A 24,640-nucleotide genomic window follows, 5' to 3' on the forward strand; every position below is an offset into this window, starting at 1 on the left:
CCGGGTCAGGCGTCCAGCATGGCTCGGCCGAGCGGCGTCAACGTGTGCAGCACGCTGTTGCGCTCCCGGTGACTGACCAGCAGGCCCGCGTTGCGCAGCACGGTGGCGTGCTGGCTCGCCGCGGCGGGCGAGATGTTGAGCTGACGGGCCACCTCGCCGGTGGTGCAGCCCTCGTCGCTGGCCTGCAGAACCGCGGCCCGGGTGCGCCCGAGCAGCGCGGCGAGTGAGTCGCGGGTGGCACCGGACGGGGCAGCACCGATGCCGTTGGCCGGTGCCAGCCCACCCAGCCGGTCCACCGGGTAGACCAGCACCGGCGGCAACGCCGGGTCGAGCAACGCGACCGGAGTGCTCGCACAGAAGAACGACGGCACCAGCAGCAGCCCTCGACCGTCCAGGTGCATCTCCCGGCTGTGCGGGTAGTGCCGGACCTCCAGCACCCCATTCTCCCAGCGCATGGCCGGCCGGAGGCTGGTGAGGAGCCCTTCGACACCGCCGTCGAGCAGCGCGCGGGCTCGGCGGGCCCGGTCGGCCGCCACCGCGGCCTGGATCCGACTCCAGTACGGGCTGATCGCCAACGACCGGTACTGATGCATCGACTCGGCGAGGTGGTGCAGCACCGCCACCTCGCCGCGGGCCAGCGCGGCGGCCGAGGAGGGCAGCTGGTTCTCAGCGGCCAGCACGCTCAGGTCCCGGTGCAGCAGCTCGGTGGGGGTACGGCGAAGCGCGTCCAGCCCGGCCTCGAAACCTTCCACGCTGGCGTACGGGGTGAGGAAGTCGGGGAAGTAGCCGCGTGGCGGGTTGAGCGCGAACAGCAGTCGGAGCTGCTCGGACGCGACGTTCTGACGCAACCCCCGGGACACGGTGCGCCGCCAGTGCGCCGTCAACGGATCACGGTTGCGGCCCTGGAGCACGTGCAGGCTGAGGACCAGCTCCCAGATCGGGTCCGCAGCCGGTGCCACCCGGGTCCGGAGGATGTCCTCCCCAGAAAAGTAGATCTTCAGCATGGTGCGCTCCCGTGTCGCCGGCAGGGGGATACCGGGTGACCGTTCGACTCTACCTGGACGGCACTAATCTCCATCTTTAAGCCTGAGCTGAAAAACCTCGACGCGCTCCCGGCCGGTTCGGCATGCTTCCAGTGCTCGAACAGGTGCCGGCGCGTCCTCGACGCTTCCGGCCCTTGGGCACCGGGACCGGGGAGGCCCCGGTGATCGGGCGGCACCACGAGGGTCTGCGGCCCCTTGCTCCGCAGAGGTGCCGCCCGGTCACCCGAATACACGCACCCACCCGTTGTCGGCCGACGAATTCGACGAGTCGCCGCGTCACCGAGCCGGCCTACGGAGCACACCCTCGTACAGTGTCGGGGTGCCCGACACCGCGATCCCCGGACCGACCGTCCACCCGGCCGATGCCGCGACGTACGCCACATTGCACGCCGACGCCACCGCGCTGCTCGACGGCTGGCAGCCCACCAGCCCGGACGCGGCCCGCGCACGGGACCGCACCCTCCGCCTGCTCGACGCCGGCCCGGTCGCGATGAGCAGGCAGCACCGTCCCGGGCACGTCACCGCCAGCGCCCTGGTCCTCGACGCCACCGGCTCGCGTGTGCTGCTCTGCCTGCACGGCAAGTTCGGGCGTTGGGTGCAACTCGGCGGGCACTGCGAGCCGGTCGACCAGACGCTGGTGGCCGCCGCCCTCCGGGAGGCCACCGAGGAGTCCGGGATCGCCGGCCTCCGCATCGACCCGGTGCCGATCGACGTGGACGTGCACCCGGTGCAGTGCCAGGGCGGCTCCCTGCACCACGACGTCCGGTTCGCCGTACTCGCCCCGCCCGGTGCGGTGGAGCAGGTCAGCGACGAGGCCGAGGAGTTGGGCTGGTTCCCGCCGGACCACCTGCCCGAGCCGCTGGCCGGCGGGACCGTGCAACTGGTCGCGCCGGCCCTCGCCGCCCTCAGACGTAGCCCTCTTCGCCTCGCTCCTTGAGCTCGTCGACCAGGGCTTTGACGTCCTGCGCCCGGTCGCGCGGGCAGACCAGCACCGCGTCCGACGTGTCCACCACGATCAGGTCACGCACCCCGAGGACGGCCACCAACCGCCCCGACTGCGGCACGACCACCAGGTTGGCGCTGTCGCGCAGCAGCACACCCGGCTTCGCGTCGGTGCCGAGCACCACGTTGCCCGCATCGTCGCTCGGCAGCACGTCGCCGAGGGTGTGGAAGTCGCCGACGTCGTTCCAGCCGAAGTCACCCGGCACGGTCGCGACCCGACCGGCGGTGGCGGCGCCCTCCATCACGGCGTAGTCCACCGAGATCTTCGGCAGGGTCGGCCAGATCGCGCCGAGGACCTCGTCCTGCTCGGGGGTGCCCCAGGCGGCGGCGATCGCGGCGACCCCCGCGTGCAACGCCGGCTGCTGGCGGGCCAACTCGGCGAGGAAGACGTCCACCCGCCACACGAACATGCTCGCGTTCCACAGGTGCCGGCCCGAACGGACGTACGCCTCGGCGACCTCGGCGGCCGGCTTCTCCTTGAACTCAGCCACCGGCCGCCACGGCGAACCGTCGGTCTCCTCGCCGGTCTCCAGGTAGCCGTAGCCGGTCTCCGGTCGGGTCGGGGTGATGCCGACGGTCATCAGCATGCCCTGCTCGGCCCCGCGGACGGCCTCCTGGACCGTGCGAACCCAGCTGTCCGGGTCGCGGATCAGGTGGTCGGCCGCGAAGCTGCCCATCACCGCGTTCGGGTCGCGCACCGCGATGACCGCCGCCGCCAGCGCGATGGCCGCGCAGGAGTCCCGAGGCGAGGGCTCGACCAGGATGTTCTCCTCGGGCAGACCGGTCAGCTGCCGGGCCACCGCCGCGACGTGCGCGGCACCGGTGACCACAAGGGTCCGATCCGGTGTGGTCAGCGGCGCGAGCCGCTCCACGGTCGCCTGCAGCAGCGAGGCGCTGGTGCCGGTCAGCGGATGGAGGAACTTGGGGTGGCCGGCGCGGGACAACGGCCACAGCCGCGTACCGCTGCCACCTGCCGGGATGACCGCATAAAGCATCCGCACATCATGCCCGACGAACCTGCACGAAGTGGCACGGGTCACCACCCGGGCCGGAGGGTCAGGAACGAGCCCGACTCCAGGCGGCGATGTGCACCTCGGCGCTGGACCCCCAGGTGAACTCCTTCGCCCGGTCGAAACCCGCCTTCGCCAGTGACAACCGTCGTTGCTCGTCGTCCAAGAGGGCGGCCAGGTCGGTGGCGATCTGGTCCGGGTCCTCAGAGGTGTACGCGACGGCGTCGCCACCCACCTCCGGCAGTGACAGCCGCGGCGTCGTCAGCACCGGGGCGGCGCACGCCATCGCCTCCAGGATCGGCAGACCGAACCCCTCGCCGTAGGAGGGGTAGGCGGCGACCAGCGCACCACCGAGGAAGCCCGGCAGGTCCCCGTAGCGCAGGTAGCCGGGACGCAGCAGACGCAGGTGCGACGGGACCTCGGCGACGGCCCGGTCGATGTCGTCGTCGTGCCCCTGCCCACCGGCGATCACCAGGGCCGGCGGGTCGGACCGGTCGGCCACCGCCCGCGCCCAACCACGGATCAGATTGGGTACGTTCTTGCGCGGCTCCTTGGCCCCGAGGAACGCGACGTAGCTGCTGTTGCCGAGCCCCAGCCGGGCGCGGACGCGGGCCTTCTCCTCCTCGGTGGGAGCGTGGAAGGCCGCCTGGTCGACACCGTGGTAGGCCACGTCGATCCGCGTCGGGTCGGCGTCGAGCAGCCGGATCAGCTCGTCCCGGGTGGCCTTGCTGGGCACGATCACCCGGTCGGCGCGGCGCAGCGAGGTCTTGATGGCGCTGCGGAAGAACGTGCGGCGGGACTTGTCGTAGTGCTCCGGCTCGGTGAAGAACGTCGCGTCGTGCACGGTGACGGTCACCGGACAGCCGGCCCGCAGCGGGCAGGTGTAGAAGGGCGAATGCAGCACCTGTGCGCCGACCTGCTGGGCGAGCAGGGGCAGGCCGGTCTGCTCCCAGGCGAGCCGGGCCGGACGGTGGGCCACGGCGGCCGGGGCCGGGATGATCTCCGCGCCGGGCAGCATCCGGGTGTAGCGCTCGAGGTCGGTGCGGAGGCTGACCACCGCCAGCTCCACCCCCGACCCGCACACCTTGCCGAGGGCACCGAGCAGACCGTCGACGTAGCGACCGACACCACCACGGTCGGCGGGGACACTCGTGGCGTCGATGAGCACGCGGGGCGGGCGACCGGCGGTCACGGGGCGACTCCTTGCACTGGCGGGTCTGTGGGGAAAAACACTCCGGGGGCCAAGCCTACGCCGGAGCGCGGGGGCGGCGCTGACTGCGACCCGACGGTACGCCGACTTGTCATCGTCATCGAGTACGGGCGGCAGGGGCGTATCGTTCGCGCCGATGGCCGACAACATTGCCCGGGTCTTCGCCGACGCGATCGCTACCGACCCGACCAGACCGTTGCTCACCTGGTACGACGATGCCAGCGGGGACCGCACCGAACTTTCCGGCGCCACCCTGGCGAACTGGGTGGCGAAGACCGCCAATCTTCTCGTCGACGAGGTCGGCCTCGCCCCGGCCGCCCCGGTCGGCGTGTTGTTGCCGCCGCACTGGCAGGCCGCGGCGGTGCTGCTGGGCTGTTGGTCGGCCAAGCTGAACGTCGTCGACACGCCGGGAGACGTGGACGTGCTCTTCGCCGCCGTCGACCAGCTCGACGAGGCACAGTCGTGGGCGGCCGACGAGCGGTACGCCCTCGGGTTGGCCCCGCTCGCCGCCCCGCTGCGGCAGGTGCCGCCCGGGTTCGCCGACTACGTCGTAGAGGTACGCGGACACGGCGACCACTTCACGCCGCAGCCTGGTCCGGGCCCCGCCGACGCGCGCCTGCTGACCCGGGCCGGGGCCCGCGCCGACGAGCTGGGCATCGAGCGTGGGGCACGGGTCCTGGTCGACGCCACCCGCTACCCGGACCCGATCGACTGGCTGCTGGCCCCGCTGACCCGGGCCGCCACAGTGGTCCTCTGCGCCAACCCGGACCCAGCCCGCCTGACCACCCGAGTAACCACGGAAAAGATCACCCACCCCCTCCCGTAACCCCACCCCACCCGCCCCCAGCCCCCAGCCCCCAGCCCAGCCCCGCCCGAGCCCCAGCCCTCAGCCCCGCCCGAGCCCCAGCGTTCAGCCCCGCCCTCAGCCCCGCCCTCAGCCCCGTCGATCATGGAGTTGTGGTGAGGGACTCCTGCGACTACGCCCCTTTTGTGAACACCACACCCCATCATCGACCAATAGGGCGGCGGGGCTTACGGCAAGATCCACTCCATGTCGGCGATCTGGCGGTATCCCGTGGCCCGGATACCCCAAGGTCGCCGATGTGGAGTGGATCATCTACCGGCGCGCCCCGACGGCTGTGCGGGCCGGGGACGGGGGCAAGGGCCGGGGACGGGGACGGGGGCCAGGGGCCTCGGGCAAGGGCCGGGGCCGGGGACAGGGACGGGGGCCAGGGGCCGGGGGCAAGGGCCGGGGGCCGGGGCCGGGGGCCAGGGCCGGGGCCGGGGGCCAGGGCCGGGGCCGGGGGCCAGGGCCGGGGGCCGGGGACGGGGCCGGGGCCGGGGACGGGGCCGGGGACGGGGGACGGGGCCGGGGGCCGGGGGCCGGGGGCAGCCGCCCTAGGCGGGGGTTCTCGACTGGGCGAAGGTGGCGAACGCGGTCAGGGACTCCGGGTTGGCCAGTGCGCCCTTGGCGGCCGCCTGGTCGACCGGGGTGCCGGTGAGGATCTTCTTGACCGGCACCTCCAGCTTCTTCGCCGACAGGGTGCGGGGCACCGAACGCACCTGGTGGATCTCGTCGGGCACGTGTCGGGGCGAGAGCGCGGAGCGCAGTTCGCGGCAGATCGCCGCGCGCATCGGGTCGTCCAACGTCAGGCCGTCGGCGAGCACCACGAAGAGCAGTAGCTCGCCGGCGCCGCCCTCGTCGTCCTCCAGGTGCACGACGACGGAGTCGAGCACCTCGTCCAGCCCCTCGACCACGGAGTAGAACTCGGCGGTGCCCAGCCGCACCCCGCCCCGGTTCAGGGTGGCGTCGGAGCGTCCGGTGATCACGCAGCCGCCCCGCTCGTTGATGGTGATCCAGTCCCCGTGCCGCCACACGCCCGGGTAGACGTCGAAGTACGCCTCGGCGTAACGGACGCCGTCCGGGTCGTTCCAGAAGCCCACCGGCATGCTCGGCATCGGCTCGGTGATCACCAACTCGCCCAACTCGCCGATGACCGGGGTGCCGTCGGCGGAGCGGGCCTCCACCTTGGCGCCCAGGGCACGGCAGGCGATCTCACCGGCGTACACCGGCAGCAACGGCACCCCACCGACGAAGCCGGTGCACACGTCGGTGCCGCCGGAGAGCGACTGGAGTTGAAGGTGGTCGCCGACGGTCTCGTACACCCAGCGGAAGCCCTCGGCGGGCAACGGCGCACCGGTGGAACCCACCCCGCGCAGCGCGGACAGGTCGGCGATCTCCCGGGGGACCAACCCGGCCTTGCGGCAGGCCAACAGGAACGGTGCCGAGGTGCCGAAGTACGTGGTGCCGGTCTCCGCCGCCAACCGCCACAGCCCGCCGAGGTCGGGGTGACCCGGGTTGCCGTCGAAGAGCACGATGGTCGCGCCCACCGCCGGGCCGGAGACCAGGAAGTTCCACATCATCCAGCCGGTGGTGGTGAACCAGAAGAACCGGTCCGCCGGGCCCAGGTCGTGGTGCAGGGCGAGCATCTTCAGGTGTTCCAGCAGGATGCCACCGTGGCCGTGCACGATCGGCTTGGGCAGCCCGGTGGTGCCCGAGGAGTAGAGGACGTAGAGCGGGTGGTCGAACGGCACCGGCGTGAACGTCAACGGCTCGTCGGTCGGCGCGGCCAGCTCGGCCCAGCCCAGCGCCCCGTCCGGCGGTGTGCCCTGCCGGTCGAGGTAGGAGATGCTCACGGTGTGCCGCAGCGACGGCAGGGCGGCCCGGATCGCGGCCACCTCGGCGCGGCGGTCCACCGGCTTGTCGCCGTAGCGGTAGCCGTCCACGGCGACGAGCACCGTCGGCTCGATCTGCTGCCACCGGTCGGTGACACTGCGGGTGCCGAACTCGGGCGCGCAGGACGAGAAGACCGCGCCCAGGCTGGCGGCGGCCAGCAGGAGGACGTACGTCTCACCGATGTTGGGGGCGTACGCCGCCACCCGGTCACCGGCGGTGACGCCGAGGCGACGCAGCCCGGCCGACACCCGGCGGACCTGCTCACGCAACTCTCCGGCGGTCAGCGTGACCGGCGGTCGGGTCTGCCCGTGCGCGATCACCACCGGGTCGTCGTCGGCACGCCCCGGCATCCGCAGCACGTTCTCCGCGTAGTTGAGCGTGGCCCCGGGGAACCAGCGGGCCCCGGGCATGCTCCGCTCGGCGAGCGTGGCGGTGGGCGGGGTGTGCGCGATCACCTCGAAGTGGTCCCAGATGGAGCGCCAGAACCCGTCCAGGTCGGTGGTGGACCAGCGCCACAGCGCGTCGTAGTCGGCGAAGTCCAGCCCCCGGTGCTCCCGCAGCCAGCGCAGGTAGTCGCCGATCCGGGACCGCTCGCGTACGTCCGTCGGCGGCGCCCACAGCATGTCACCCACTGGTCCACCCTCCCCTGGCCCGGCACGACACTGTGTTTGGGCCGTGGCGCCATCTTGCCCTACCTCGAAGCGCCATTCTGCGCAGCGGGTACGCCGACCGACGCGTGCCCGTCCCACACTCCACCCGGCCGACCTGTGTGGGTCAGCCGGCGCGATGGGCCTGGATGGCGCGGCGGCGGGCGAGGCGGTGCGCCCGGCGGATCTCCGCCTCCTTGTACCGGCGCTCGTCCTCCGCCGTCTCCGGCAGCACCGGGCGGACCACCCGCGGCGCCCCGCCGACGTCCACCCCGACGAAGACCAGGTACGCGGTGGCCACCCGGACCGCGGCGTCCTCGGCCGAGTCCCACCGTTCGGCCACCACCCGCACGCCGACCTCCATCGAGGTCTGGCCGGTCCAGTTGACCTGCGCGTGCGCGTGCACCAGGTCACCGACCCGGACCGCCTCGGAGAAGACGATCTCGTCGATCGCCGCGGTGACCGCCGTGCCGCCACTGTGCCGGGCCGCGGCGGCACCCGCCACGTCGTCGACGAACTTCATCAGGACCCCGCCGTGCACGGTGCCGTACAGGTTCACGTCCACCGCGGTCATGATCTTGCTTAGCGTGACCCGCGAGTACGACGTCGGCTTGCCGATCGGAGCGGCGGAGAGGTGCTCAGTCATGTCGAAAACGGTACGGTGCGCGGATGCGACATCTCTGGAGCTTCCTCGCCGGGCTGGTGGTGGCGCCCATCACCTGGGTGCTGGTCACACTCGGGCAGGACGGGTCGAGCCGGACGGTCGACCGCTGGGTGGAGATCGGCACGTTCAACACCGCCAACCTGATCGAGCCGGCCGTGTACCTCGGTGTCGGCGGTGTCCTGCTGGGCCTGCTCGGCACGCTGCGTTTCTCACCGCTGGGCCCGCTGGTGGCCGGATTGCTGCTGGTCACCCCGTACATCGGGATGTTCGTGGCGCCGTTCACGGTGCGGGACGCGATCCCGCACGAGTGGAAGGTGTTCGGCGATCCGCTGCCGCTGCGGCTGCCGGTGGAGAACGGCACGCTCTTCCTGATCGGTCTGCTGCTGCTGATGGCGACGTTCAGCATGCAGCGGTGGCGGCAGTGGCCCAGCCCGGCGACCGAGCCGGCCGCGACGCCGGCCCCCGCGCCGGACGGAGGCCCCCGCAACGACGACTTCACGCTCACCGACTGGCCGCCGGCCACGCCGGCGGAGCGGGACACCCCGCCCCTCACTCTGGGTTACCCGGCCGATCCGACGCCGACCGAGCCGCTGCCGCGCCGGGTCGGCGGCGAGTCGCCCTGGTCGGCACCACCGCGCGGCCAGACGCGCCCCGAGGACACCACCGAGATCCGCTGAACCGTCGGGCGGGTCGGGTTCACCCGGCCCGCCCGCTGTCTCGCCCGGCTAGTGCGCCGCGACCGCGAGGTCCGGGTCGACGGTGCCGAGACCGGCCCGGGGAACCACGACGAGCATGACGGCCAGCGAGGCGGCCATCCCGCCCGCGATGACGATCGCCATCGGCACGCTTCCGGTGCCGAACAGACCCGCCAGCGGCGCGGACAACGCACCGATGCCGAACTGCACAGCGCCGAGCAGCGCCGCGGCGGTGCCCGCGGCCTCGCTGTGCCGGCTCATCGCCAGCGCCGGGGCGTTCGGCAGGGCAAGCCCGGCGGCGGCCAGCACGAGCCACAGCGCGGCGAGCAGGGTGCCCAGACCGCCGAAGCCGGTGGCCGCGAACAGGATCAGCAACAGCCCGGCCGCCGTGCCGGCGATCAGGGCGCTGACCAGGATCTGCTGCGGGGTGTAGCGACGCAGCAGCCGCACGTTGAACTGGGTGGCCGCGATCAGACCCACCGCACCGGCCCCGAAGGCCACACCGAACTCCTGCTCGTCGAGGCCGTACTCCCGCTGGAGGACGAACGACGACCCGGAGACGTACGCGAACAGGGCGGCCATCGCCAGCCCGGCGACCAGCACCAGCCCGACGAACGCCCGGTCGTTGAAGAGTCCCCGGTAGTCGCGCAGGGTGGCAGCCACCCCTCCGTGCCGTCGACGCGCCACCGGAAGGGTCTCCTGGAGCCGGAGTGCGGCCACGACGATCAGCAGCACGCCCAGCACCGCCAGGGCGGCGAAGACGCCCCGCCAGTCGGTCCAGCGCAGCAGGCCGCTGCCGAGGGTCGGCGCGAGGATGGGCGCCAGACCCATGACGAGCATCAACCGCGAGAAGATCCGCGCGAAGGAGGCCCCGCTGAACAGGTCGCGGACGACCGCGGTGGCGACCACGGTGGCGGCCGCGACACCGAGCCCCTGGAGGACCCGCAGCGTGCCGAGCACCGCGATGTTGGGCGCGAAGACGCACAGCACGGAGGCCACGATGTGCGCGGCCAACCCGGCCAGCAGCGGAGTGCGCCGTCCGACCACATCGGAGAGCGGGCCGATCAGCAACTGGCCCAGGGCGAGGCCGACGAGCGTGCCGGTGAGCGTCAACTGCACAGCGGTCTCGGTGGTCTCAAGACCCGCCGTGATGGCGGGGAGCGCGGGCAGGTACATGTCGATGGTCAGCGGCCCGATCGCGATCAACGCACCCAGGACGAGGACGAGTTGCGCCCGCTGACGGTTGGTCATCAGATCGCCGGGCAGGACGCTCGCGGTGGTCGTCGGATCTGCCGTGCGGGTGCCCGCTCCGGTCTCTTCCACGGACTGCTTCATCGTCTCGTTCTCTCTGCGGATGTGACGAGCGGGGGTCGTGGTGGAGGTGAACGCGCGGAGGGCGTGCGGCGTTCCCGGTGTGTGGAGAGTCACCGATGCCGGGTGTGACGGCGGTCACGCTCCAGAGAGAACCCAAGCAGGGGTACGCGTCGTCTTGCCTTTCGTGAGACGAAGTCTGGACGGGCTCGACGAGGGCGAACTGCTCCGCCGAGTCGCTCGGGGCGACCGGAGCGCGTTCGACGCGCTGTACCGGCGTACCGCCCCCTGGTTGACCGCGCGCCTGCGGCGGCGCTGCGCCGACGAGGACGTGGTGGCCGAGGTGTTGCAGGAGACGTACCTGGCGGTGTGGCGGTCGGCCGGAAGCCAGGCGCGGTCGTCCTCCACCTCCGGCAGCGCGGTGGGCTGGTTGTGGACGATCGCCGCCCACCGGCTGGTCGACGCGTTCCGCCACCGGGCTCGGCGCGAGCGGATCCCGGCGGTGCAGACCTTCGAGACGGTGGCCCCGGCCGCCGAGGAGGAGGCGTTGGCCGGGGGGATGGACGCGAACCTCGAAAAGGCCCTGCACGCGCTACCTCCGGAGTTACGACAGGTGCTCCGCGCGATGGTCCTCGACGGTCTGACCGCCCGGGAGACGTCGCTGCTGCTCGGCATGCCCGAGGGCACCGTGAAGACCCGTGCGCGACGGGCCCGAATCGCACTCCGGGAGGCGCTGTCATGACCACTCACCCCACACCCGCTCTCATCTCCCACTACGCCTCGGGCGGTGTCGGCGTCGACGACGCGACCATCTGGGCGGTGGAGGCGCACCTGGAGACCTGCGCCGACTGCCGGGGGCTACTGGCCGACGCGGTCGACCCCGGCACGCGTGAACTGCTGGACCGGGTGGCCGGCGCGGTCGCCGCCGGGATCGCCGGCGGCCCCGGACCGGTGCGTCGGCGACGGTTACCACGTACCGGGGTCGCCGCTCGGATGCTGCCCTGGCTCGCCACCGCCGCCGGGCTGATGCTCGCCGCGGTCCTGTTCGAGAAGACCTTCGCCAGCCTGCCGTCGCTGGTGCTGCTGGTCGCTCCGGTCGCGCCACTGCTACCGGTGGCCGCCGTGTGGAGTCGACGAGTCGACCCGGCCTGGGAGTTGGCGGCCACCACCCCCCGTACCGGCCTGCCGCTGCTCATGCGCCGCACGTTGGGGGTGCTGGTCGCGGTCCTGCCGGTCCTGGCGGTCGCCGGTTGGGGCACCGGGCACTCCCCCGGCCTCTGGTTGCTGCCGGCGCTGGGCTTCACCGCCGGGGCGTTGGCGCTCGGCACGGTGGTGGGGATCGACCGCGCCGCGCTCATCCTGGCGCTGACCTGGTCCGCGGGCGTGGTGGCGCCGAGCCTGGTCGGCGGGCGACTCCCGGCCGTCCTCGCGGGCGGCAGTCCGACCGGTTGGACGCTCGCCACAGTGCTGTTGCTGGCCGTGGTCCTCGTCCAGGCCCGATGGCGGTCGCAGTTACCCACCAGCACCTTCCGATGACGAGATACGGAGAGATGATGATGCGTACGGTCAGCGTGGCGGAGACCGCGCCGTCGACGTACCCGTGGGCGGTGCACGCCGAGACGTTGCAGGTCAAGGCCGGTCGACACCTGGCGGTCAACGGTCTGGACCTGTCGTTGGGCATCGGCGTGCACGGGCTGCTCGGCCCCAACGGCGCCGGCAAGACGACGTTGATGCGGGCCCTGGCCACCGTGGTGAAGCCGGCCGCTGGTCGGCTCACCCTGCTGGGCGCGGAGGTCACCGCCGGGGCGGACCTGCGCCGGGTACGACGTGGCCTGGGCTACCTGCCGCAGCACTTCGGTTTCTACCCGCGTTTCACGGTCCGGGAGTTCGTCGAGTACCTGGCCTGGCTCAAGGAGATGCCGAAATCGGTCATCCCCGGTGCGGTGCAACGGGCCATCGAACGGGTCGGGCTGGCGGATCGCGCCGACTTCCGGATGAAGACGCTGTCCGGCGGGATGCTGCGCCGCGCCGGCATCGCCCAGGCGATCGTCAACGACCCGCAGGTGCTGCTGCTCGACGAGCCGACCGTCGGCCTGGACCCGGAGCAGCGTCTCGACTTCCGTGAGCTGCTGCGCGAGATCGGCCTGGACAGCTGCGTGCTCGTCTCCACCCACCTGGTCGAGGACGTGGCGGTGGCCTGCACCGACGTGGTGCTGGTCAGCGAGGGCCGGTTGGTGTGGCAGGGCAGCACCGGTGAGCTGGCCGAGCAGGGCGGCGCCGACGACGCCGGTGACAGCGCCACCGAGCGCGGCTACTCGTCGGTGCTGCGCGCCTACCGTGGCCGGGTGTCGGCGTGACCGGACGAATCCTCCGCATCGAACTCCGCCGGTCGGCGGCTCTCGGTGTCGCCCTCCTGTCGCTGGTCATCGGCGCGGCGCTGGTGCTCACGTCCACCGAGTTCTACGCGGGGCGGTGGATGCAACTGGCGATCACCGCCCGGATGATGCTGATGGTGCTGCTGCCCCTGGCGCTGGCCGGCGGAGCGTTGCTGGGTCGCCGGGACGCCCGTTGCCGGGTCGGCGAGTTGTTCGCCAGCACCGTCCGGCCACGGTGGCAGCGCGTCGGTCCGACCGCCGGCGCGCTCGCCGTCGCGGTGGTGACCGCGTACCTCCTGATGTTCCTCGTCGCGGCCGGATGGGTGGTGCGGACGTCGGGCTACTTCCCGGCCAACACGATCGTCGTGTTCGCCGTCGGCGTGCCGGCCTTGATCGCCGCGGCCTGGCTGGGCATGGCCGCCGGTCGGGCCGTGCCCCGCCTGGTCACCGCCCCCCTCGTCGCCGTGCTCGGCTTCGTCCTGGTGGGCCTGGTCCCGGAGTGGGTCATGATGGCCGACGCCGCGTCCACTCTCGCCAGGTTCCGGCCGGAACCGTCGGCGGTGCTGCTCGTTCCGGTCTTCACCGGCGGCGTGGACGACTTCCAGACCGTCACCAACCGGGTCAGCCTGCTCCAGATGGTGTGGCTGGTGTCCCTCGCCGCCACCGGGCTGCTGCTCCTGGGCGCGGTCCGGCGTCGGGCCGTCGCGTTGGCAGTGCTCCCCGCGGTGCTCGGCGCCGCGGTCACCGTGCCGCTGCTGCCGGTGGGCGGAACCCGCGGCGCGGTCGTCGCCGACCCGGTCGCCGTCGAGCTGGTCTGCGCCAACGACGGCCCGCAGGTCTGCGTGACCCGCGCACACGCCGGGGTGCTGCCCGACATCGTCGGCCCGGCCCGGGAGGCCCTGGCAGTGATCGCGGCGAAGCTACCCGACGCCCCGGTCCGGGCGGTGGAGACCCGACAGGTCGCCTACTGGGCGCAACTCGAACCCGACCTGTCACCGCCCCGGCACCCCGGCGACACCCTCGTCTTCGAGACCCCGACGATCAACCGCAGCGGAGGTGCCGACCTGTCCGACGGTTACTTCGTGCCGTCGCTGCTGCGGGCCGTCTGGGAGCAGGAGTGCGGCGAAGGGTCGGAGGACGACGAGCCCCTCGCCCGGATGCTCGCCGCCGCCTGGCTGACCGACCGACCACCGTCCCTGGAGTCCTGGTGGGATCGCGCGGACGCCGAACGGGCGCAGCGCGCCTACCAGGCGCTGGTGAGCCTGCCGCAGGCCGAGCAGCGGCAACGGATGGCAGCGGCACGCGAGGCGGCCCTGGACTGCCGGACCGACGCCCTGCTGGCGCTCCTGCCCGAGGACAAGCCGTGAGATGGCTTCAGCTCTACCTGCGCTCCCGTCGGGTGCCACTCGCCCTGGGCGTCGCCACCGCGGTGATCGTGCTGGCGTGGGTGCTGTCGTCGACCTACACGACCTCGACGACGATCAACGCGCGTACGGCCAGCCTCACCATCATGCTGGCGGTGGTCGCGCTCGGGGCCACCCTCAACGGCGCCGACGACGCCCTCGACCGCACCGCGTCGGTCAACTGGCCGCTGCGGCGAGCCGGGCACCTGCTCCTCGCCCCCGCCGTGATCACCGCCCTACTGTCGCTCAGCACACTCACCGACGCGCGCTACGAACCACTGGCCCTCATGCTGCGCAACACCGCCGGTCTGTTCGGGCTGACCGCGCTCGGCACCGCCCTGTTCGGGGCCGCCTCGTCCTGGATCGCCCCGCTCGTCTGGACCCTCGTCGCGGTCCTGCCGTTGCTGGGGCCCAGCGGGGACGTACGGGTGCAGGTCGCCAGCTGGCTGGTCCAGCCCGCCGGCACCACGTCCGCCACCGTCTGCGCCACCGTGCTGGCGGTGACCGGTCTGCTGGCGTACGCGCTGCGTGGCGGCCCGCTACGACCCGCTGCCGAGACGACCTCCGACCGGTGACGGAACACCGCACGTAGCGGCCGCCCGCGCCGCATGCTCGCCCCGAGATCCGCGCAACAGCAGGGATATCGCTGCCTCCAGCGTTGCCGAGGCAGCAACATCCGAGAGGTTGCTCGGATCTTGGGCGGGGCGGGGCACCTGGGCGCGGGGAACGCCCTAGACGACTCCGGCCAGCAACTGCCGGGCCATCACGATCCGCTGCACCTGGTTGGTGCCCTCGTAGATCTGCGTGATCTTGGCGTCCCGCATCATCCGCTCGACCGGGTAGTCCCGGGTGTAGCCGTAGCCACCGAGCAGCTGCACCGCGTCGGTGGTGATCTCCATGGCGGCGTCCGAGGCGAAGCACTTGGCCGCCGCGCCGAAGTAGGTGAGGTCCGCGTCGCCCCGCTCGGACTTGCCGGCAGCCGCGTACGTGAGCTGGCGGGCCGCCTCCAGCTTCATGCCCATGTCGGCGAGCATGAACTGGACGCCCTGGAACTCGGCGACCGCCTTACCGAACTGCCGGCGCTCCGTCACGTACCCCTTGGCGTAGTCGAGCGCGCCCTGGGCGATCCCGACGGCCTGGGCGGCGATGGTGACGCGGGTGTGGTCCAGAGTCTTCATCGCGGTGGCGAAGCCGGTGCCCTCGGCGCCGATCATCCGGTCGGCCGGGATCCGCACGTTGTCGAGGTAGACCTCGCGGGTCGGCGAGCCCTTGATGCCGAGCTTCTTCTCCGGCGCGCCGAAGCTCACCCCGGCGTCGGACTTCTCGACCACGAAGGCCGAGATGCCCCGGGACCGCGCGGACGGGTCGGTGACGGCGAAGACGGTGTAGAACTCGGACACCCCGGCGTTGGTGATCCAACGCTTCACCCCGTTGAGCACCCAGTGATCCCCGTCACGCACCGCCCGGGTGGTCATCGACGCCGCGTCGCTACCAGCCTCGGGCTCGGAGAGGCAGTACGAGAACATGGCCTCGCCCGCCGCCACCGGCGTCAGATAGCGGCGCTTGATCTCCTCGGAACCGGACAACAGCAGCGGCATCGTGCCGAGCTTGTTCACCGCCGGGATCAGCGAGGAGGACGCGCAGGCACGGGCGACCTCCTCGATCACGATGGCGGTGGCCAGCGCGTCAGCGCCCGCGCCGCCGTACTCCTCGGGGATGTGGGGAGCGTGGAAGTCGGCCGCGCGCAGCGCGTCGTAGGACGCCTTGGGGAACTCCCCGGTCTCGTCGGCCTCGGCGGCGTGCGGGGCGACCTTCGCCGTGCAGACCTCCCGGACCGCCTCCCGGATCGCCAGATGCTCATCGGGCAACCGGTAGACGTCGAACGACTCCCCTGCGGCCATGTCGGCCCCTCCCCTTCACCGCTATCATGCGCAGTCTGTGACGACTCCTGACCGCCGACCGCGCAGACTGAAGACTAGCGACTGCAGTTCAGGAGATGTTACCGGCGCGTAGGCATGGGCATGAGGGTGCACCCACGCCGCTGGGCGATGATGGAGACCAGACAGTGAGCCACCCCTCCGGTGCCCCGCCCAGGCGCCGCAGCAGAATGCGACGCGACGAGACGACGCGACGCCAGTGCGAGCGGAGAAGACAGGCGTGACGATCCCCTATCCCACCATCCAGCCGACCCCCGCCATCGCCGCGGTGACACCGCCCTCGGGCGCACCTCGGCCGCGGGTGACGTTCCTGGGGACCGGCTACCTCGGTGCGACGTACGCCATCTGCTACGCCGAACTGGGCTACGACGTGCTCGGGTTCGACGTCGACGCGGACAAGATCGCGATGTTGAACGCCGGTCAGGTGCCGATCCACGAGCCCGGCCTGGACGAGCTGCTCCGGCGCAACCTCGCCGCCGGACGCCTGCGCTTCAGCACCGACATCGCCGAGACCGCCGAGTTCGGTGACGTGCACTTCATCTGCGTCGGCACCCCCCAGCGGGCCGACGGGATGGGCGCCGACCTGTCGTACGTCGAGGCGTCCGTCACCGGCCTCGCCCAGCACCTGACCCGCAAGGCACTGATCGTCGGCAAGTCCACCGTGCCGGTGGGCACGGCCGAGTGGGTGGAGCAGCTCGTCGGCAAGCACACTCCCGACGACCTCGGCGTCGAGGTGGCCTGGAGCCCCGAGTTCCTCCAGGAGGGCTTCGCCGTCGACGACGTCCTGCGCCCCAACCGGATCGTGGTGGGCGTGAAGAGCGAGTGGGCCAACGGCATGCTCTACGCCGCGCACAAGGGCGTGTTCGACCTGGCCGCCACCGAGGACCGCGAGGTGCCCCTGGTGGTCACCGACTTCGCCACCGCCGAGCTGGTCAAGGTCGCCGCGAACGCCTTCCTGGCCACCAAGATCTCCTTCATCAACGCGATGGCCGAGGTCTGCGAGGCGTCCGGCGGCGACGTCACCCAACTGGCCCGCGCGATCGGCTACGACCCGCGTATCGGCAACCGGTTCCTCCAGGCCGGTCTCGGCTTCGGCGGCGCCTGCCTGCCCAAGGACATCCGGGCGTTCCAGGCCCGGGCCCAGGAGTTGGGCGCCGGTGAGGCGCTGCGTTTCCTGCACGAGGTCGACCTGATCAACCTGCGTCGTCGTACCCGGGTGCTGAACCTCGCCGCGGATCTGCTCGGCCGCCGCTCCGGCCCGGCCGGGCCGGACCTCTCCGGCACCCGCATCGCCGTGCTCGGCGCCACCTTCAAGCCCAACACCGACGACGTCCGCGACGCCCCGGCGCTCGCCGTCGCCGCGCTGCTGCACAAGGCCGGGGCCGACGTGCACGTGTACGACCCGCAGGGCACCGACAACGCCCGCCGCGCGGTCCCCGAGCTGACCTACGAGACGGGCATCAACGAGGCGGTCACCGACGCCGACCTGGTCTGCGTTCTCACCGAGTGGGCCGACTTCCGTAACGCCGACCCGGTCGCCCTCGGTGAACTGGTCAGCGGCCGCAAGGTGGTCGACGGCCGCAACTGCCTCGATTCGGCACTGTGGACCCAGGCCGGCTGGGAGTACCGGGGCATGGGCCGCCCCTGACCGGACGACCTCCACCGGCCGGCCACCGAGCGTCTCGGGGCCGGCCGGTGTCGTTGTTTGCCCCGGACCCGCCGACAAGAGTCGAAATCCGCGCCGGCTTTGGGCATGCTGCGACAGTGGGAGTCCACAGTGCGGGTGGAGGGGTGTCGTGGCGACCTTTCAATGCTCCTCGTGCGGCCGGGAGATCAAGCCGGCCGTGCGATGCCCGCACTGTGGGGCTGACCAGCCACAGTGGGTCGAGCACCTGGCGGACATCGAACGTTCCATCGCGGAGATGAAGGCGCGCGACGCCGCCATCGCCCGTGAGCAGCGGCAGATCGCCGCCAAGATGCAGGCCGCCCTCTTCCAGCGGGACATCCTGGCCCACGCGGGCGAGGAGCGCGTCAAGCAGGCCACCCGGCCCCGTCGGGTGCTGCGGCGCCGCCCCGGCCGGCGGCCACCGACCGCCACCACCGGAGCGCCGCCCCGGGTGCCCCGGCAGAACACCCCACCCGCCCCGGAGGACCCGCCGCCACCTCCCCGGGGGAGCTGGCTCGGCCCGGACGACCCGGCGCACCCGCCGGAGGCCTCGTCACGCGAGGTGCAGAACATCCCGCTCGGGCTGGGCGCGCTGCTGCTCGGCGTGGCCGCGGTGGTCTTCGCCGCGGTGGCGACCAGCTCGATGGACGCGGTGGCCCGGCTGGGCATTCTGCTCCTGGCCACCGTGCTGATGCTGCTCGCCCCTCCGGTGCTGGCCCGGCGCGGGCTCACCTCGACCGCCGAGACCATCGCCGCGGTCGGCCTCCTCCTGGTGCCGCTCGCCGGCAACGCCCTCTGGGCGGTGGACCGCATCGGCACCGGCGGTGTCTCCGCCACCCTCTTCAGTGGCGTGATCTTCGCGCTCACGGCGGGCGTCGCGTTCGGGTACGCCGGCTGGACGGGTCTGCGCGCGCCCCGTTTCGCCACCGTGCTCGCCGCACAGCCGGTGCTGCCGCTGCTCGCGTACGACCGGATCACCGGACCGGGCGGTTGGGCACTGGTGTTGGCCCTGGTCGCCCTGGTCGACCTCTGGCTGGTCCGCTCCGTCGTGGTCATGGAACGCCCCGTCCGGCAGGACCTGCCCCTGCCGGGCACCTCGTCGGCGCCCCGCCAACGCAGCGCCGAGAGCCGGCCGGAGGGTGATCCGGAGGAGGCCGCCGAGCTGGTCGACGCCGGTGCGGGTTCCCCCGACCCGCGACCGGCCCGCCCGGTGCCCGGGCTACGCGAGCTGACCTGGTTGCTGCACGCGGTGGCGGTCGCCGGCGCCCTGGCGTACGCGGTCACCGCCCTGCTGCGGGCGCAGACCGTGCCGACGGCGACCGGTGCCGGAACGGTGCTGCTGCTGGCCGCCGCAGTCGGGCTGGCCGGTGCGCTGGTGCTGCGTCGACCACCGTTGCCCGACGTCGCGGCCGGCATCGTCACCCTCGCCGTGATCGGTGCGCTCAGCCGAATCGCCTCGGTGGCGCTGCCCGGCCAGGCGTTGCTGGTGATCGCGATGGTGATCACGGTGACCGGGCTGGCGGTCCGCGCGGTCCCCGAGACCGCCCGCCGTGGCCCGCAGATCGCCTCGGCGGTGGCGCTGACCGTCAGCGGTCTGGTGGTCGCCGGAGGTGCACTACGCGCCGGGGTCGCACCGGTTCGGGCGGCGTTGCCCGCCTGGGGTGCCGACCTCAGCCGGTACCCGGCCGAGTTGGCGGCGGCGGTCGGTCCGACCACCTGGCAGCTCGCGGCCGCCGCGTTCCTGCTGACCATCGCGGCGGTGCTGGCTCTGCCCCCGGAGATCCGCCGCGAGTTCGCGGTCGCCGGCGCGGCGCTCACCGCGCTCGCCGTTCCGGCCTCGTTCGGTCTCGGCTGGGCGGCGGCACCGTGGCCGATGGTGATCACCGCGATCGGGATCGGTGTCATCGGGCTCTCCGCCCGCAGCGACCGCGCCGCCGTGGCGCACGCCGTCGGCGCGGCGGTGGTGGGCCTCTTCGGCGCCGGCGCGAGCCTGGCCCGCCCCACCCTCACCGCTGCGGTCCTGATCGCCCTGTTCGTGGCCGGCGCGCTCGTCGCGTCGGCACCCCGAATCCGGATCGCCTCGGCCGCCTCCGACACGGTCACCGCCTGGGCCGCCGGTGGTGCCGCGTTCGCCCTGCCCGGGGCGGTGGCCGCGTTCGTGACCGCCACCATGCCGAAAGATCCGACCCCCACCCCGGCCAGCCTGCGGGAGGTGACCGTCCCGGTCCTGGCCGCCAGCTTCCTGGCCGTCTGTGTGACCCTCGGGTACGCCGCCGTCGTGCAGGTCTCCCAACGTCGCATCCCCGTTCCGCTGTCGGTCGGCGCCGGGTTGGGCGCGCTGCTGGTCACCGCCGCCGCGTTCGGCGCGCCCGGCGCCACCGTCGCCGACGCCTGGGTCGGCGCGCTCCTGCTGGTCGCGGCGGTGTTGCTCTTCCTGGCACCCTCCATCGACGCCGGGCGGCGCGCCGACCTCAGCCTCGACGGCTCGGACCTGGCCGCCGCCGCGGTCACCACCGCCCTGGTCGCCACGCTGGTCCGGATCGGGGCGGTGCTAGCGCCGGGCGGGCAGTTGGCGGTGGCCGCCGCTCTCGTCCTGGTCGTCGCGGTGGGTGCCCGCAGCATGCCGGAGGAGTGGCGACGCGGGCCGGTCCTCGGCCTCGCCGTCGGTGGTCTGCTCATCGGGGTGCTCGCCGGCTGGTCGGCGGTACGCGGCGGTCTCGGCGTGCTCGCCACCCCCGGCCCGATCTGGAGAGGCGACCTGAGCGGCTGGCCCGCCGCCCCGGTCGGTGGTTCCACCTGGCAGGCACCTGTCGCGTTGGCACTGTTGGCTCTCGCCGCCGCCATCCTGCTCCCCCCGCCCTGGCGCTGGGACGTGTCAGGTGCGGCGGCGGTGCTCGCCACGATCGGCGCGCCCGCGGCGTTCGACCTGGCCTGGTGGTCGCCGGTCCTGATCGGCGGGATGGTCGCCACCGTGTACGGCATCGCGGCGGTCGCCACCGAGGAGGCCCGCGCCGGGCTGTCCCGCGCCACCGTGGCCGGGGTGGTCGCGTTGCACGCCGCCGGAGCCGGGTTGGTCCGACCGTGGACCACCGCGCTGGCCCTGGGCAGCATCGCGCTCATCGGCGTGGTGGTGGCCACGCTGGCCCGCGTCCTGGCCGGTCCGCAGGTGACCGACATCGACACCGAGGGGATGCCACCGCACCTGGCGCAGATCGGCGGCGCTGCCCTGGGCGCAGCGCTGCTGGCCCTGCCCGGCGCGGTGGCGGCGTTGGCCGCCGAGTTCCAACACTCGGCTCAGGTGGTGCTGACCGCGGCGCTCGCCGCGTCCAGCCTCGGCCTCGCCGCCGTGGCCGCGGTCCGCCGCGAGGTGCCGCAATATCTGCCCTGGGTCAGCGCCGCGGTGGTCGGCGGGGCCACCATCAGTGCCCTCGCCGCCATCCCCACCGGCCTCGCCGCGGGCGTCTACGCCGCTGCGGCGGCCCTGCTCGGCGTGCTGGCCGAGCTGATCCGAGCGGCCACCGTGCCGCCCACCGGCGCCGCCCAGCCGGTCCGGCGGTGGGCGGTACGACTCGACGGCGCCCTACGGCGGCTGCCGGACGACCCGGAGCGACGGCGGTGGCGGTTCAACCCCGCCGCCGGTGCTCTGGCCGCAGCGGCCCTCCCGACCGCCCTGGCACTCGCCTCGATCGCCCCCGCGCTGGTCGCCGCCCTGGTCGAGCCGCACCGCACCCTGACCCGGATCTGGGAGGGCCCGCCGCCGGAGCTGCTCACCCCGCCCCCGGACGTGGTCGACCCCACCCACGTGCTGACGGCGCTCCTGCTCACCGCGACCGCGGCGCTCGCGGCCACCGGCTTCAGTGGTGGCCGACGTTCCCGCGCCGTGCCGGTGGTGCTGCCCGGGGCCGCCGTCACGCTGTTGATCACACCCATCGCGCTGGGCAGCGGATGGCCGGCGAGCACCGTCGCGGCGCTCTCCGTCTTCACCATCGCGATGCTCGGCCTCGCGCTGACCCCACCGCCGCCGCTGGTCGAACGGGCCCGCTCGCTGCGACTGGCCCGGGTCCTGGTATTCGTCATCGGGTTGGCCGGCGGCAGCGCCGGACTCGCCGGCAGTCTCGCCGACCGGCAGATGACCCTGTTCACGCTCGGCAGCGCGGTCGGGGTGGGCGCGGTGGCGGCGCTGTTCGGCGCCACCCAGCGGGCGCGCATCCTCGGCTGGCTGTTCGCCTCACTCATGGCGCAGCTCTTCGTGCTCACCCTCGGCCTGGTCGCCGGGCTGGCCGCGGTCTGGTCCGCGTTCGGTGTGCTCGCCGTCGGGGCGGTCCTGCAGGTCCTCGCCGCGACCCTGCCCCGGCTACGCCGCCCCGAGGCGCAACGCGAAGCCTCCACCGTGGAATGGACCGGGTACGCTGCGGCGCTCATCGCGCTGGCTCTCGCCTTCGACTCGCCCCGACACATCGCCGCGCTGCTGGCCGCCTGGGGCGCGGTCCTCGGGGTGGCGGCGACCCGGCCCGGTCGACGCCCGGTGGAACGCCGGATCCTGTTCTGGGCGGTGGTGGTCTGCGAGATCACCGCCTGGTGGATCCTGATGCGGGTCGCCGACGTCGCGCTGCCCGAGGCGTACACGCTGCCGTTCGCCGCGCTGGCGCTCCTCGTCGGTGTGCTCGAACTGCGTCACCGACCTGATCTGAGCAGCTGGGTGGCGTACGGGCCGGCGCTGGTCACCGCCTTCGTCCCGACCCTGGCGATCGTCCTGGCCACTGAGTCCAGCACCTTACGGCAGATGCTGTTGCTGCTCGGCGCGGTCGCGGTGCTGATCTTCGGCTCGTCCACCAGGCAGCAGGCCCCGGTGATCGTCGGCGCGTCGGTCACCGCGATCGCGGCCATCCACGCACTGGTCAGCCTCGGCCCCTGGCTGGCACTCATCCCGGTCGGCATCCTGCTGCTCGTGCTCGGGGCGAGCAACGAACGCCGCCGCCGCGCCCAGGAGCGCCTGCAGACCGCGCTGCGCGGCATGAGGTGAAACCGGAGGGTCACGGCCGGGTGGGCGACGACGCAGGCTGAGCGGGCACGGTTTGCGGTCCCGCTGCGGTCGGCGGGCACGGTTTGCGGGCCCGCTGCGGTCGGCCGGCGTGGTTCGCGGGCCCGCTGCGGTCGGCCGGCGTGGTTCGCGGGGCCGTTGGGTCAGCGGAGGGTTTCGTGGAGGGCGGCTTCCTTGGCGGCTACCAGCTCCTCCAGATCCCGCTGGTAGGCCACCATCCTGGTGCGCAGCCCTTCGTCGGTTGCGCCGAGGATTCGTACGGCCAGCAGGCCGGCGTTGCGGGCGTTGCCGATGGACACGGTGGCGACCGGGACTCCGGCCGGCATCTGCACGATGGACAGCAGCGAGTCCATGCCGTCGAGGTGCTTCAGCGGCACCGGCACACCGATCACCGGCAGCGGTGTCACCGAGGCCACCATGCCCGGCAGCGCGGCGGCCCCGCCCGCCCCGGCGATGATCACCTTGAGGCCACGGTCGGCGGCGTCGCGGCCGTACTCGATCATCGCGACCGGAGTCCGGTGCGCCGAGACCACCCGCACCTCGTACGACACACCGAAGTCGTCCAGGACCTCGGCGGCGGCCCGCATGGTCGGCCAGTCCGAGTCGCTGCCCATGATCAACCCGACCGTGCTCACTGCGGCCCTCTCCTCGTTCCCGCTCACTCGTGGCCCTCGCGCAACCAGCGCGCGGCTCGTGCCGCCCGTGCCCGAAGGTCGTCCAGGTCGTCCCCGAGCACCGTGACGTGCCCGATCTTCCGGCCCGGTCGCACCTGTTTGCCGTAGAGGTGCACCTTGGCGCCCGGCTCGGCGGCGAAGAGGTGGTGCAGCCGCTCGTCGATCGACATCCCGCCGGGCTCGCCGCCGAGCACGTTCGCCGACACCACCACCGGCGCGGTCAGCGCCGTGTCGCCCATCGGGTAGTCCAGCACCGCCCGCACGTGCTGCTCGAACTGGGAGGTCCGGGCACCCTCGATGGTCCAGTGCCCGGAGTTGTGCGGACGCATCGCCAGCTCGTTGACGACGATGGCGGGACGACCGGCGTCGTCACGCACCTCGAACAGCTCCACCGCCAGCAGGCCGATCACACCCAGCGCGGTGGCCAGGTCGATGGCGAGCTGCTGGGCGGAGACCGCCAGCTCCTCGTCCAGGTCCGGTGCCGGTGCCAGCACCTCGACGTTGATGCCGTCGCGCTGCACGGTCTCGACCACCGGGTACGCGGCCACCTGACCGAACGGCGACCGGGCCACCTGCACGGCCAACTCGCGACGCAGCGGCACCCGCTCCTCGACGATCAGCCGGGTGCCACCGGCCAGCAGCGTGGCCGCCAGCTCGGCTGCCTGGGCGGCGTCGTCGACCATCCAGACGCCCCGACCGTCGTAGCCGCCACGCGCCGCCTTGAGCACCACCGGCCACCCGACCTGCTCGCCGAAGCCGACCAGGTCGGCGGGCTCGCCGACCGGCCGCCACGCCGGGTTGGGCGCACCCAGCTCGGTGAGGCGCTCCCGCATCACCTGCTTGTCCTGGGCGTGCAGCAGCGCGTCCGCCGGCGGGTAGAGGGTCACCCCTTCCGCCGCCAGCGTGCGGATGTGCTCGGAGGGCACATGCTCGTGGTCGAAGGTGACGACGTCGCAGCCCTTGGCGAAGGTGCGCAGGGCGGCCAGGTCGGTGTGGTCGCCGTACTGGACGTCGGCGGCGACCAGCGCCGCGCCGTCGTCGGGGGCGGTGGCGAGCACACGCAGTGACTGGCCGAGGGCGATCGCGGCCTGGTGGGTCATCCGGGCCAACTGGCCGCCACCCACCATGCCGACAACAGGCAGACCGGTACGGGAATCCATAGCGCGGCCAGCCTATCCGGGCCCCCGGCGCGCCTCCCCGGGAGGGCCGGTGACCCCGGGCCGCG

General features: G+C 73.0%; 19 protein-coding genes. 10 read left to right on the forward strand and 9 right to left on the reverse strand.

Annotated features, from left to right (window positions below; all coding sequences use genetic code 11):
* Nucleotides 1-5: 5 nt before the first annotated feature.
* Entirely contained in the window at nt 6-1,004 is a 999-nt protein-coding gene (locus O7617_RS07655) for a winged helix-turn-helix domain-containing protein (protein WP_282262467.1), read from the reverse strand.
* Nucleotides 1,005-1,377: 373 nt separating this feature from the next.
* Between O7617_RS07655 and O7617_RS07660 the strand changes: the two genes are divergently transcribed.
* Nucleotides 1,378-1,980: an NUDIX domain-containing protein gene (locus tag O7617_RS07660; RefSeq protein WP_282264666.1), complete on the forward strand. Its 603-nt coding sequence runs from the start codon at nt 1,378-1,380 to the stop codon at nt 1,978-1,980.
* On the opposite strand, the gene O7617_RS07665 is transcribed toward O7617_RS07660, so the two are convergent.
* A complete protein-coding gene (locus O7617_RS07665) occupies nt 1,949-3,040 on the reverse strand; it encodes a sugar phosphate nucleotidyltransferase (protein WP_282262468.1) in 1,092 nt (363 codons plus the stop codon). The genes O7617_RS07660 and O7617_RS07665 overlap by 32 nt on opposite strands.
* Nucleotides 3,041-3,101: 61 nt before the next feature.
* Nucleotides 3,102-4,247: a glycosyltransferase family 1 protein gene (locus O7617_RS07670; protein ID WP_282262469.1), complete on the reverse strand. Its 1,146-nt coding sequence runs from the start codon at nt 4,245-4,247 to the stop codon at nt 3,102-3,104.
* Nucleotides 4,248-4,401: 154 nt separating this feature from the next.
* Between O7617_RS07670 and O7617_RS07675 the strand changes: the two genes are divergently transcribed.
* A complete protein-coding gene (locus tag O7617_RS07675) occupies nt 4,402-5,091 on the forward strand; it encodes a TIGR03089 family protein (RefSeq protein ID WP_282262470.1) in 690 nt (229 codons plus the stop codon).
* Nucleotides 5,092-5,663: 572 nt separating this feature from the next.
* Here O7617_RS07675 and O7617_RS07680 read toward each other — a convergent pair.
* Nucleotides 5,664-7,634: an acetoacetate--CoA ligase gene (locus tag O7617_RS07680; RefSeq protein ID WP_282262471.1), complete on the reverse strand. Its 1,971-nt coding sequence runs from the start codon at nt 7,632-7,634 to the stop codon at nt 5,664-5,666.
* Between the two features lie 142 nt (nt 7,635-7,776).
* Nucleotides 7,777-8,295 (reverse strand): hotdog domain-containing protein, encoded by a 519-nt coding sequence (locus O7617_RS07685; protein ID WP_088946282.1) that lies wholly within the window; start codon nt 8,293-8,295, stop codon nt 7,777-7,779.
* A 23-nt stretch (nt 8,296-8,318) separates the two neighbouring features.
* Here O7617_RS07685 and O7617_RS07690 point away from each other — a divergent pair, with 23 nt between their 5' ends.
* Entirely contained in the window at nt 8,319-8,990 is a 672-nt protein-coding gene (locus tag O7617_RS07690; RefSeq protein WP_282262472.1) for a hypothetical protein, read from the forward strand.
* A gap of 48 nt (nt 8,991-9,038) precedes the next feature.
* Here the strand turns inward: O7617_RS07690 and O7617_RS07695 are convergent, their stop codons facing one another.
* Nucleotides 9,039-10,259, reverse strand: a complete 1,221-nt coding sequence (locus O7617_RS07695; RefSeq protein WP_282264667.1) for a multidrug effflux MFS transporter — start codon at nt 10,257-10,259, stop codon at nt 9,039-9,041.
* Nucleotides 10,260-10,506: 247 nt separating this feature from the next.
* On the opposite strand from O7617_RS07695, the gene O7617_RS07700 reads away from it, so the two are divergent.
* The 5 genes from O7617_RS07700 to O7617_RS07720 are packed head-to-tail and all read left to right on the forward strand — an operon-like array spanning nt 10,507 to nt 14,672.
* Nucleotides 10,507-11,061: an RNA polymerase sigma factor gene (locus tag O7617_RS07700; protein ID WP_282262473.1), complete on the forward strand. Its 555-nt coding sequence runs from the start codon at nt 10,507-10,509 to the stop codon at nt 11,059-11,061.
* Complete coding sequence (locus tag O7617_RS07705; protein ID WP_282262474.1) at nt 11,058-11,855, forward strand: zf-HC2 domain-containing protein; 798 nt, start codon at nt 11,058-11,060, stop codon at nt 11,853-11,855. Before O7617_RS07700 ends, O7617_RS07705 begins: the two co-directional genes overlap by 4 nt.
* 20 nt (nt 11,856-11,875) lie before the next feature.
* Complete coding sequence (locus O7617_RS07710) at nt 11,876-12,676, forward strand: ABC transporter ATP-binding protein (protein WP_282264668.1); 801 nt, start codon at nt 11,876-11,878, stop codon at nt 12,674-12,676.
* A complete protein-coding gene (locus O7617_RS07715; protein WP_282262475.1) occupies nt 12,673-14,061 on the forward strand; it encodes a hypothetical protein in 1,389 nt (462 codons plus the stop codon). The genes O7617_RS07710 and O7617_RS07715 overlap by 4 nt, the downstream gene beginning before the upstream one ends.
* Nucleotides 14,058-14,672, forward strand: coding sequence for a hypothetical protein (locus tag O7617_RS07720; RefSeq protein ID WP_282262476.1), 615 nt, complete (start codon nt 14,058-14,060; stop codon nt 14,670-14,672). The genes O7617_RS07715 and O7617_RS07720 overlap by 4 nt, the downstream gene beginning before the upstream one ends.
* Nucleotides 14,673-14,828: 156 nt before the next feature.
* On the opposite strand, the gene O7617_RS07725 is transcribed toward O7617_RS07720, so the two are convergent.
* Complete coding sequence (locus tag O7617_RS07725) at nt 14,829-15,998, reverse strand: acyl-CoA dehydrogenase family protein (RefSeq protein WP_282262477.1); 1,170 nt, start codon at nt 15,996-15,998, stop codon at nt 14,829-14,831.
* Nucleotides 15,999-16,254: 256 nt separating this feature from the next.
* On the opposite strand from O7617_RS07725, the gene O7617_RS07730 reads away from it, so the two are divergent.
* Both O7617_RS07730 and O7617_RS07735 read left to right on the forward strand, forming a co-directional pair.
* Nucleotides 16,255-17,682, forward strand: coding sequence for a UDP-glucose/GDP-mannose dehydrogenase family protein (locus tag O7617_RS07730; protein ID WP_282262478.1), 1,428 nt, complete (start codon nt 16,255-16,257; stop codon nt 17,680-17,682).
* Nucleotides 17,683-17,830: 148 nt separating this feature from the next.
* On the forward strand, nt 17,831-22,723 hold the full coding sequence (locus O7617_RS07735) for a permease (RefSeq protein WP_282262479.1): 4,893 nt from the start codon (nt 17,831-17,833) through the stop codon (nt 22,721-22,723).
* 161 nt (nt 22,724-22,884) lie between these two features.
* Here the strand turns inward: O7617_RS07735 and purE are convergent, their stop codons facing one another.
* Both purE and O7617_RS07745 read right to left on the reverse strand, forming a co-directional pair.
* Nucleotides 22,885-23,376 carry a 5-(carboxyamino)imidazole ribonucleotide mutase gene (gene purE / locus O7617_RS07740; protein ID WP_282262480.1) on the reverse strand — a complete coding sequence of 164 codons (492 nt, stop codon included), beginning with the start codon at nt 23,374-23,376 and terminating at the stop codon, nt 22,885-22,887.
* Nucleotides 23,377-23,399: 23 nt separating this feature from the next.
* Nucleotides 23,400-24,575: a 5-(carboxyamino)imidazole ribonucleotide synthase gene (locus O7617_RS07745; RefSeq protein ID WP_282262481.1), complete on the reverse strand. Its 1,176-nt coding sequence runs from the start codon at nt 24,573-24,575 to the stop codon at nt 23,400-23,402.
* Nucleotides 24,576-24,640 lie beyond the last annotated feature (65 nt).

The organism is Micromonospora sp. WMMD1155 (genome assembly GCF_029581275.1).
Classification (GTDB): Bacteria; Actinomycetota; Actinomycetes; order Mycobacteriales; family Micromonosporaceae; genus Micromonospora.